At 30.8% G+C, this 8,721-nt stretch carries 12 protein-coding genes; all 12 read left to right on the top strand.

Translation table 11 applies throughout. The annotated features are described in order from the left end of the window. Window positions 1-679, top strand: a 679-nt coding sequence (locus PKV21_07490) for a dockerin type I repeat-containing protein (protein HOM27333.1), incomplete at its 5' end; no start/stop codon positions are given. A 68-nt stretch (window positions 680-747) separates the two neighbouring features. Continuing rightward, window positions 748-1,302 (top strand): elongation factor P, encoded by a 555-nt coding sequence (gene efp, locus PKV21_07485; protein ID HOM27332.1) that lies wholly within the window; start codon window positions 748-750, stop codon window positions 1,300-1,302. An 8-nt stretch (window positions 1,303-1,310) separates the two neighbouring features. Beyond that, window positions 1,311-1,757, top strand: coding sequence for a nucleotidyltransferase domain-containing protein (locus PKV21_07480; protein HOM27331.1), 447 nt, complete (start codon window positions 1,311-1,313; stop codon window positions 1,755-1,757). Continuing rightward, window positions 1,750-2,172, top strand: coding sequence for a HEPN domain-containing protein (locus tag PKV21_07475; GenBank protein ID HOM27330.1), 423 nt, complete (start codon window positions 1,750-1,752; stop codon window positions 2,170-2,172). Before PKV21_07480 ends, PKV21_07475 begins: the two co-directional genes overlap by 8 nt. Further along, complete coding sequence (gene accB, locus PKV21_07470; protein HOM27329.1) at window positions 2,169-2,633, top strand: acetyl-CoA carboxylase biotin carboxyl carrier protein; 465 nt, start codon at window positions 2,169-2,171, stop codon at window positions 2,631-2,633. The genes PKV21_07475 and accB overlap by 4 nt, the downstream gene beginning before the upstream one ends. Beyond that, window positions 2,630-2,926 carry a hypothetical protein gene (locus PKV21_07465; GenBank protein HOM27328.1) on the top strand — a complete coding sequence of 99 codons (297 nt, stop codon included), beginning with the start codon at window positions 2,630-2,632 and terminating at the stop codon, window positions 2,924-2,926. The genes accB and PKV21_07465 overlap by 4 nt, the downstream gene beginning before the upstream one ends. After that, entirely contained in the window at window positions 2,923-4,287 is a 1,365-nt protein-coding gene (accC, locus tag PKV21_07460; GenBank protein ID HOM27327.1) for an acetyl-CoA carboxylase biotin carboxylase subunit, read from the top strand. The genes PKV21_07465 and accC overlap by 4 nt, the downstream gene beginning before the upstream one ends. Further along, window positions 4,281-4,640, top strand: coding sequence for an Asp23/Gls24 family envelope stress response protein (locus PKV21_07455; GenBank protein HOM27326.1), 360 nt, complete (start codon window positions 4,281-4,283; stop codon window positions 4,638-4,640). The genes accC and PKV21_07455 overlap by 7 nt, the downstream gene beginning before the upstream one ends. After that, window positions 4,637-5,302: a histidinol phosphate phosphatase domain-containing protein gene (locus tag PKV21_07450; protein HOM27325.1), complete on the top strand. Its 666-nt coding sequence runs from the start codon at window positions 4,637-4,639 to the stop codon at window positions 5,300-5,302. The genes PKV21_07455 and PKV21_07450 overlap by 4 nt, the downstream gene beginning before the upstream one ends. A 24-nt stretch (window positions 5,303-5,326) precedes the next feature. Next, window positions 5,327-6,022, top strand: a complete 696-nt coding sequence (locus tag PKV21_07445; protein ID HOM27324.1) for a type I 3-dehydroquinate dehydratase — start codon at window positions 5,327-5,329, stop codon at window positions 6,020-6,022. A gap of 91 nt (window positions 6,023-6,113) precedes the next feature. Beyond that, window positions 6,114-8,129 (top strand): elongation factor G, encoded by a 2,016-nt coding sequence (gene fusA / locus PKV21_07440; GenBank protein ID HOM27323.1) that lies wholly within the window; start codon window positions 6,114-6,116, stop codon window positions 8,127-8,129. Between the two features lie 2 nt (window positions 8,130-8,131). Continuing rightward, window positions 8,132-8,662 carry a bifunctional nuclease family protein gene (locus PKV21_07435; GenBank protein ID HOM27322.1) on the top strand — a complete coding sequence of 177 codons (531 nt, stop codon included), beginning with the start codon at window positions 8,132-8,134 and terminating at the stop codon, window positions 8,660-8,662. Window positions 8,663-8,721: the final 59 nt, after the last annotated feature.

The following is an 8,721-nucleotide window of genomic DNA, read 5'->3' as shown; positions in this document are numbered from 1 at the left end:
AACAGAAGAATTACTTAAAAGTGCGAATTTTACACCAGGAGCATTTGAAGAGGTAGTAATAAGTGAGACATTTATAGCAGAAGTAGAAGGAGAATATAGAATAAGAGGAGAGATAAAAGATATAACACCAGAGGATACAAATAGCCAGAACAACGAGAGGATATGGATATACAGGACAAAACCGAATAAACCAGTGATAGGAGTAAATCCAGATATACTTGATTTTGGAAGCACAAAAGGAAGGAAAGAGGGATATATACTTGTGAAAAACTATGGGAGTGATGATTTAACAGTTAGTTCAATAACAATAACAGGGATAAATGCAGTAGATTTCAAAGTAGAGACAGAATTTCCGATAACAATACCAGAAGATAACTTAACATTAATACCTGTATATTTTGTTCCAAATACAAAAGGGATAAAAGAAGGGAAATTGAAAGTGGGTTCAAATGATAATGAGAATCCAGAGGTAGAGATAATCTTAAAAGGAGAATGTATAGGAATTTTAGGAAATATAAATGGAGATGAGCAAGTAGATATAAGTGATGTGATTTTATGTTTGAGGATGGCAATATTGATAGATGAACCAGACCCGGATGCAGGGGATATGAATGATGATGGAGTGATAGACATTTCAGATGTGATACTTGTTTTGAGAAAAGCGATAGGACTTGAATAGCCACCTTCCGAACCGGGTTCGGAAGAAGGGGGTTTATTTATTTTTATTTGTATGGTATAATTTTTAGTATGAATGTACTTGATTTGAAAGAAGGAAATGTTTTTGAGTATGAAGGGAAATTATATATTGTTAAAAGTACTACCCATGTTGTTCAGCAGCAGAGAAGGGGTATTGTAAAGATTAAGGCAGTTGAGATAGATACAGGAAGAGGTGTTGAATTTAGTTTCAGAAGCGATGTAGAAGTTAAACTTGTTATTTTAGAAGAAGTACCTCTTACATTTCTTTACTCAGATGGTTCAACATATTATTTTATGGATAATAACTCTTATGAACAGTTTAATTTGGGTGATGAAATAATAGGTAATAAAAAATACTACTTGAAAGAAAATCTTGAAGTTACCGGTCTTTTCTATCAGGGTAGAATAATTGACATTCAACTTCCTTTTACAGTTGACCTTAAAGTAATAGAGGCAGAACCAGGATATAAAGGAGATACAGTTCAAGGGGGGAGAAAAAAAGTCAAAGTAGAAACAGGTCTTATAGTTCAAACGCCTTTATTTATTGAAGTTGGAGATACCATAAGGATAGATACAAGAACAGGTGAATATATAACCCGCATCTGATTGAAAATATGAATGAAAAACAATTTTCTGATTTTATTAATGAGTTAAGAAAGGAATGTTTAAAGTACTATAAGGAAAATCTTGTTTCAATTGTGATTTTTGGTTCCTATGCAGAAGATAAGTATACTCCTTTTTCAGATATTGATTTGCTTCTGATTCTTGAAAAGGCAGGTTCAAATTATAAAATGTATACTGAATTTTTTTCAATTCTTGATAATATTGAAACAATTAAAAAACTTAAAGAAAAAAATATATTTCCATTAATTTCTCCAATTATAAAGAGTAAAAAAAGTTTAATAGTGGAATTGCCTTATCTTTGGTCTGCAAGTTTTAAAATTATTTATGATAAAAATAATTATTTCAAAAAATTCTTAAAAAAACTGGATGAATTTAAAAAACATAGGATTGAATATTTTGAATATCCTATACCACATTATATAATGAAAGATGGTTAACAAAAGATTAATAGGAAGTTATTTAAAAAGAGCAAAAGTAAGAAGAGAAATATTAAATCAATTTATGCTGAAAAAAAGTTATTCAGATGTAATAAGAGAATCTCAGGAAATAATTGAATTGTTGGAAAAAGCAATATTACTTAATTTGAATGTAACTCCACCTAAATGGCATGATGTAATAGATTTGATAATAAAACATTCAGAAAAGTTAAAATTAGATATTAAAAAAGATTTTAAAAAAATTGAAAAGGATTGTAAATGGCTAAGAAGTCAGCGAGAAATTTCTTTTTATGGAGATATGGATTTTATACCTGAGGATTTTTATGGAAAAAAAGATGCAGAGAAAGCAATAAAAATAGTTAATGAATTGTTCAGAATTATAGAAAAATTAAGTTTGAATCTGGAGGGAAAATGAAGCCCGAAGAATTAAAAGTTTACGCTGATTTTATGAAAGAGTATGGTCTAGAATATCTTGAAGTAAAAAAAGGCGATTTTCATTTGATTTTGAGCAAAAAAGGGGAAGAAATAAGAGAAAGGAAGGTTATAGAAGAAAGTCCCAAAGTGAATATAGATAAAATTGTAGAAGAATCAAAACATATATCTCAGGAACTTGAAAATATTGTTTATGTTAAATCTCCTCTTGTTGGAACTTTTTACAGGACTCCTTCTCCTACCAGTTCTCCTTTTGTTGAACAAGGTCAATTCGTAAAAAAAGGAGATGTTTTGTGTATAGTTGAAGCAATGAAAGTTATGAATGAGATTAAGTCAGAATATGATGGAGTGGTGAAGGAAATACTTGTGGAGAATGGAAAACCCGTTGAATACGGACAGGTCCTTTTCGTCCTTGAAATCGGAGGACTGATCTCGGAAAAATGAGAAGGAAAGAGGAATTTGTGGTAGGCTGTTTTTATCATATTTATAATAGGGGAGTGGATAAAAGAGGTGTATTTCTTGAAGATAGGGATTATGAAAGATTTATGGAATACTTGTACATTTTTAATAACGATAAACCGGTTGAATACGGAGGACAGGGCTCGGAAAAAAGGGAAAAGTTAGTGTATATTTTATGTTTTACGTTGATGCCTGATCATTTTCATTTAATTGTAAGTCCATTTAAAAAAGATGGTCTTGTAAAATTTTCTTTAGAGGAGGACGGAGCTCGGGAATGATAAGAAAATTGTTTGTAGCAAATAGGGGAGAAATTGCTTTAAGAGTTATAAGAGCATGCAAAGAACTGGAAATTCCTGTTGTTATTGGTTATTCTGATGCTGACAGGTATTCTTTACCTGTTTTTCTTGCAGATGAAAGAATCTGTATAGGACCTTCAAAACCTAAAGAAAGTTATCTAAATATTCCTTCTATTATAAGTTCAATTGAAATAACAGGCGCGGATGCTGTTCATCCAGGATATGGTTTTCTTTCTGAAAATATACAGTTTGTTGAAATTTGTAATTCTGCAAGAATAATTTTTGTCGGTCCAACACCTGAAAATTTAAGAATGATAGGTGATAAATCCCTTGCAAAAAAAATAGCCAAAAAAGCAAAAGTTCCTGTTATTCCTGGTTATGAAGAAAATGATTTCAAAAAGGCACTTCATCATGCTAAAAAAATAGGGTTTCCGATAATGATAAAAGCATCTGCAGGTGGTGGAGGTAGAGGAATGAGAAAGGTATATACAGTTGAAGAATTTGAAAAGATGTGGAATACCTGTAAGGAAGAAGCAAAAATATCTTTTGGGGAGGAATCTTTATATATTGAAAAATTTATTGAAAGGCCGAGACATATTGAAATTCAGGTATTGTGTGATAATAAAGGAAATATTTATGTTTTCCCTGAAAGGGATTGTTCTATTCAGAGAAGACACCAGAAATTGATAGAAGAAAGTCCATCACCATTTGCAGATAGAGGTTTAAGAAAAAAATTGCAGAAATATGCTAAAAAAATAGTAAAATATATAAAATACAGAAATGCGGGAACAATAGAATTTCTTGTTGACCAGAATAAAAATCCATATTTTATAGAAATGAATACAAGAATTCAGGTTGAGCATCCAGTTACTGAGTGTGTTACAGGAATAGACCTTGTTAAGAGCCAGATTAAAATTGCAGATAATTCAAAACTTGATTTTTCCCATAGAGACATAAAAATAAATTATCATGCAATTGAATGCAGAATCAACGCTGAAGACCCTGAAAATAATTTCATGCCATCTCCCGGTAGAATAAAAAAACTTGTATTACCGGCAGGACCTGGAATAAGAATAGACACACACATTTATGAAGGGTATTTTATACCACCCTATTATGATAGTTTAATTATGAAACTCATAACCTATGGAAGAACAAGAGAAGAAGCAATTGAAAGAATGAAAAGAGCGCTTGATGAAATTGTTATAGAAGGAATAAAAACCACAGTCCCTCTGTATAAAAAAATTATTTCCCATCCTTTATTCCTTTCAGGAAGATATTATGTAGGTTTTGTTGATAAGGTTGTTTCTGAAAGTAATCAAAAGGAGGTAATTAAATGGTAGAAGAGGAAAAGGAACTGGGGAAAGTAAGAATAGATAACGAAGTTCTTGCTTCTATTGCAGGTGTTGCCGCTACCAGTGTTCCAGGAGTTAATAAAGTTATAACTGGGTTAATGGGAGGATTGAAAAAAATAATCAGGAAAAAACAGGATGTAGGAATAAAGGTAATACTTGGAGAAGGAGAAGTTAGTTTTGAACTCAGCATTGCTGTTGATTATGGAACAAATATCCCGGAAATAACTTATCAGGTTCAGAAGAAAATAAAAGAAGAAGTTGAAAAAATGAGTGGTTTAAAGGTTTCAAATGTTGATGTAATAGTTAAAGAAGTAAAGCCCCCTAAAAAGGAGATAAAATGATAGACCTTCATACTCACACGATTTTAAGTGATGGTGATTTAATTCCGAGTGAACTTGCAAGAAGGGCAGATGAAAAAGGATATAAAGTTATTGCTTTTACAGACCATGTTGATTTTTCCAATATTGATTTTGTTATTCCAGCAATTATAAGAGTTTGTGAAAAAATTAATTTAAATTTCAGAATAAAGGCAATTCCTGGTGTTGAGATAACCCATGTTAATCCAGTTGATATTCCAAATATTGTTAAAATTTCAAGGAATCTCGGTGCTAAAATAATTATTGTTCATGGAGAAACAATTGTTGAGCCGGTTGCAAAAGGAACAAATAAAAAAGCACTGGAAAGCGATATTGATATTCTTGCTCATCCTGGATTGTTAAGTGAAGATGAGGCAAAAATCGCTGCTGAAAGAAAAATTAGTATAGAAATATCTGCAAGAAAAGGACATTCTTTTTCAAATGGGCATGTATCTCGTTTATGGTATGAATATGAATTTCCTTTAATTTTGAATACTGATGCACATTCCCCTGACGATTTAATTACAGACGATTTTGCAAAAAAAATTATTGTTTCAGCAGGAATAAAAGTTGAAGATGTAAACAAAGTATTTCATAACAGTTATATTCTGGCAAAATCAAAACTTGATATAGGATTTGAGATATAATTTCAGTAAAACAGGGACTGGGAAATGGAAAATTTAAAAGAAAAAATTATACTTGTACTTACAGGTGATGAAGAGGAAAAGATTTTATATGAAGTTTTAAAAAATGTGAAATATATTGAATTGAGAATTGATGAATTTTTAAGAAACTTCAATGAAAGTGATATAATTGAATGGATAAAAAAAACAAGGAAACTAGGGGGAGTAAACATTATAGGTACTATAAGATGGTATAAAGAAGGGGGAGAGAATTCTTTTTATTTATCTGATAAAAAACGGCTTGAAATTTTTAGAGCAGTTAGTAATTATATTGATATAATTGATGTTGAGATTAAAAGTAAAATATGTGATAAAGTTATTGAAATCTGTAAAAGTAAAAACAAAAAAATTATCCTTTCCTACCATAATTTTAAAAAGACACCTGATATTAACATATTAAAAAAAATTGTTAAGAAAGGCAAAAAAGATGGAGCAGATATGGTAAAAATTGCTACAAAAGTATTAACAGAAAAACATCTCTTTACACTTACAGAACTTTCGTATAATTACTCAAAAAAGATTGGTTTAATCGTTATTCCCATGGCCACTTCTTTATACAAAAGATTAATACCACTTTTTTTTGGTTCTTCTTTTACTTATGTTGCTTTAAATAAAAAAACAGCGCCTTCTCAACCATCATATCTTGAAATTTCAAAATTTATTGATTTAATTGAAATTCATTAACTACTTGGGTTTTTACTGATTTTTTTAAATGTGGTATAATATTTTAGCAGAATATTAAATTTTATTTACAGAAATGTGAAAGGAGTAGAAAATGGGAAAGGTTGTTACAATTGGTTTATTTGGAAGTACAAAATCGGGAAAAACAATTCTTGGAGAGGCAATACTTTATAAAACAGGTATGATAACAAGAATGGGAGATATTAATCAGGGAAATACTACTTTTGATTTTGATGAAGAGGAAAAAACAAGGTTGATAAGTATAAACTTAGCTGTTGGATATGTAAAAAGAGATGATAGTATTATATACATTTTAGATGTTCCAGGATATATTGATTTCGTTGGAGAACAGATTTCCGGAATTGAAGCATCTGATATTGCAATTTTAAATGTTTCAGCGGTAGAAGGAATAGAGGTAGGAACTGAAAAAATCTGGGAGATGATAAGTAAAAAAAATCTTCCATCTATTATTTTCATTAATAAACTGGATAGTCCTGATTTAAATTACAGAAAAGTTATTGATGAAATTTTTTCTTTTCTGGGAAATAAAGCAGTACTTGTGAATTATCCTGTTTTTGAGAATGGACAATTTAAAGGAGTTAAAAATATTTTCAGTGAAGATGTATCTTCTGGGGGTGAATTCAGTGAATTATTTCAAAAATCAATGGATACTCTTGCTGAACTTGATGATGCGGTAATGGAAAAATATCTTGAAACAGGAAAACTTACAAAAGAAGAAATTGCAAAATCATTAAAGAATGGTATAGTTGAAAGGACTGTTTTCCCTGTTTTATTTGGTTCAGGGTTAAATCAGATTGGTATAGAAGAATTGATTGATTTTATTTTTAATTTTATCCCTTCAACTGATGAAATGCCACCTTTGAAAGGTAAAAATCAGGATGGTCAGGAAGTATTGGTGGAAAGAAAAGATACACAGGTATTTACAGGTATAATATTTAAAACAATTTTTGACCCTTTTGCAGGACGTCTTTCTTATATAAAAGTTTTAAGTGGTAAGTTTTTTTCTAATTCACAGTTTTTAAACTCAACAAAAGGTGTAAAGGAAAGGGTTGGGCAATTATTCAGAATGCAGGGTAGAAAACAGGAACCCGTTGAAGTTGTGTATCCAGGAGAAATAGTGACCGCAGCAAAACTCAATTCACAAACATTTGATACAATCTGTGATTTAAATACAAACATCATTTATGAAAAACCACATATTCCTGAAGGTGCTGTATCATATTCAATTGCACCAAAAATAAAAGGAACAGAGGATAAACTTGGTAATGCGATAGGAAGAATTTCTGAAGAAGATTTGACCATAAGGATTTTCAGAGATGAAGAAACAGGAGAAACAATTATTTCAGGGATGGGAGATTTACATATAGATATTACGGTAAATAAATTTAAAAACAAATTCGGTGTTGAAGTGGAAAAGGGTATTCCAAAAATTGCCTATAAAGAAACAATAACAGCAACAGCAAATGCAGAAGGGAAATTTAAGAGACAGACAGGAGGAAGAGGACAGTATGGACACTGTTTTATAAAAATAGAACCACTTCCAAGAGGTACTGGTTTTGAATTTGTTGACCAGATAGTTGGAGGTGCAATCCCAAGAAATTTCATACCTTCTGTTGAAAAAGGTGTAAGGGATGCAATGAAAAAGGGAGTACTTGCAAATTATCCAATAGTTGATATAAGAGTTATTCTTTACGATGGTAGTTATCATGTTGTTGATTCTTCAGATATTGCCTTTCAGATAGCTGGTTCAATGGCTTTACAAAAAGCAGTCAGTGAAGCAAAGCCAGTTTTGCTTGAGCCAATAGTTAATGTTGAAATAAGAGTACCTTCTGAAAATGTAGGGGATGTTATAGGAACTATAAATTCAAAAAGAGGAAAGGTTCTTGATATGCTTTCATCTGGCAGTTTTCAAATTGTAAAAGCACAGGTTCCTCTTGCAGAAATGTCAAATTATACAAACGAACTACGTTCTCTTACCAGTGGAAAAGGAACTTTCTCTATGGAATTTTCTCATTATGAAGAAGTTCCTTCACATATAGCGGCAAAAATTATTGAACAGAGGAAGAAAGAAAAAGAGGAAAAAACATAAATATGAAGAAGGTATATGTTGATGGAGTTGTTTTAAATATTTTGACCAGCACTCCGATAGTTATTTTGAAGAGTGAAAATGGGAAAGTACTGCCAATAGTTGTTGGAATTTTTGAAGCACAGTCAATTTTATTTGTTCTTGAAAAAGCAAAGTTTCCAAGGCCGCTTACACACGATTTGATGAAAATTATTATAGAAAAACTTAAAGGTAAAATTCAAAAACTTGAAATTCATTCTCTTAAGGAAAATGTTTATTATGCAGACCTTGTGATTGAAGTAAATGGAAAGATTGAAAGGATTGATTGTAGACCCAGTGATGGAATTGCAATTGCATTAAGATTTGATGTTCCTATTTTTGCTTCAGAAGATTTACTTGAAAACCCGGATATTATAAAATATTATGATAGCGATGACTTTATTAAATCTAATAAGTTTGATAGACCAATAGATAAAAAAGAAGCAGAAGAATTTAGAAAGATAATTGAAAACTTGAGTGCAAAAGAATTTTGGAAAAGATTAAAAGAAGAAAAATAAAAAGGAGGCAGATATGTCAGGACATTCTAAATGGCACAGTATTAAACACAAAAAAATGG

The organism is bacterium, assembly GCA_035371905.1.
Classification (GTDB): Bacteria; Ratteibacteria; UBA8468; order B48-G9; family JAFGKM01; genus JAMWDI01.
This window is presented reverse-complemented; position numbering and strand designations above follow the sequence as displayed.

What these genes read in the sequence shown, in the direction of transcription:
- efp (HOM27332.1), top strand. Translation starts at nt 748, where the DNA reads ATGAATGTACTTGATTTGAAAGAAGGAAATGTTTTTGAGTATGAAGGG.
- PKV21_07480 (HOM27331.1), top strand. Translation starts at nt 1,311, where the DNA reads ATGAATGAAAAACAATTTTCTGATTTTATTAATGAGTTAAGAAAGGAA.
- PKV21_07475 (HOM27330.1), top strand. Translation starts at nt 1,750, where the DNA reads ATGGTTAACAAAAGATTAATAGGAAGTTATTTAAAAAGAGCAAAAGTA.
- accB (HOM27329.1), top strand. Translation starts at nt 2,169, where the DNA reads ATGAAGCCCGAAGAATTAAAAGTTTACGCTGATTTTATGAAAGAGTAT.
- PKV21_07465 (HOM27328.1), top strand. Translation starts at nt 2,630, where the DNA reads ATGAGAAGGAAAGAGGAATTTGTGGTAGGCTGTTTTTATCATATTTAT.
- accC (HOM27327.1), top strand. Translation starts at nt 2,923, where the DNA reads ATGATAAGAAAATTGTTTGTAGCAAATAGGGGAGAAATTGCTTTAAGA.
- PKV21_07455 (HOM27326.1), top strand. Translation starts at nt 4,281, where the DNA reads ATGGTAGAAGAGGAAAAGGAACTGGGGAAAGTAAGAATAGATAACGAA.
- PKV21_07450 (HOM27325.1), top strand. Translation starts at nt 4,637, where the DNA reads ATGATAGACCTTCATACTCACACGATTTTAAGTGATGGTGATTTAATT.
- PKV21_07445 (HOM27324.1), top strand. Translation starts at nt 5,327, where the DNA reads ATGGAAAATTTAAAAGAAAAAATTATACTTGTACTTACAGGTGATGAA.
- fusA (HOM27323.1), top strand. Translation starts at nt 6,114, where the DNA reads ATGGGAAAGGTTGTTACAATTGGTTTATTTGGAAGTACAAAATCGGGA.
- PKV21_07435 (HOM27322.1), top strand. Translation starts at nt 8,132, where the DNA reads ATGAAGAAGGTATATGTTGATGGAGTTGTTTTAAATATTTTGACCAGC.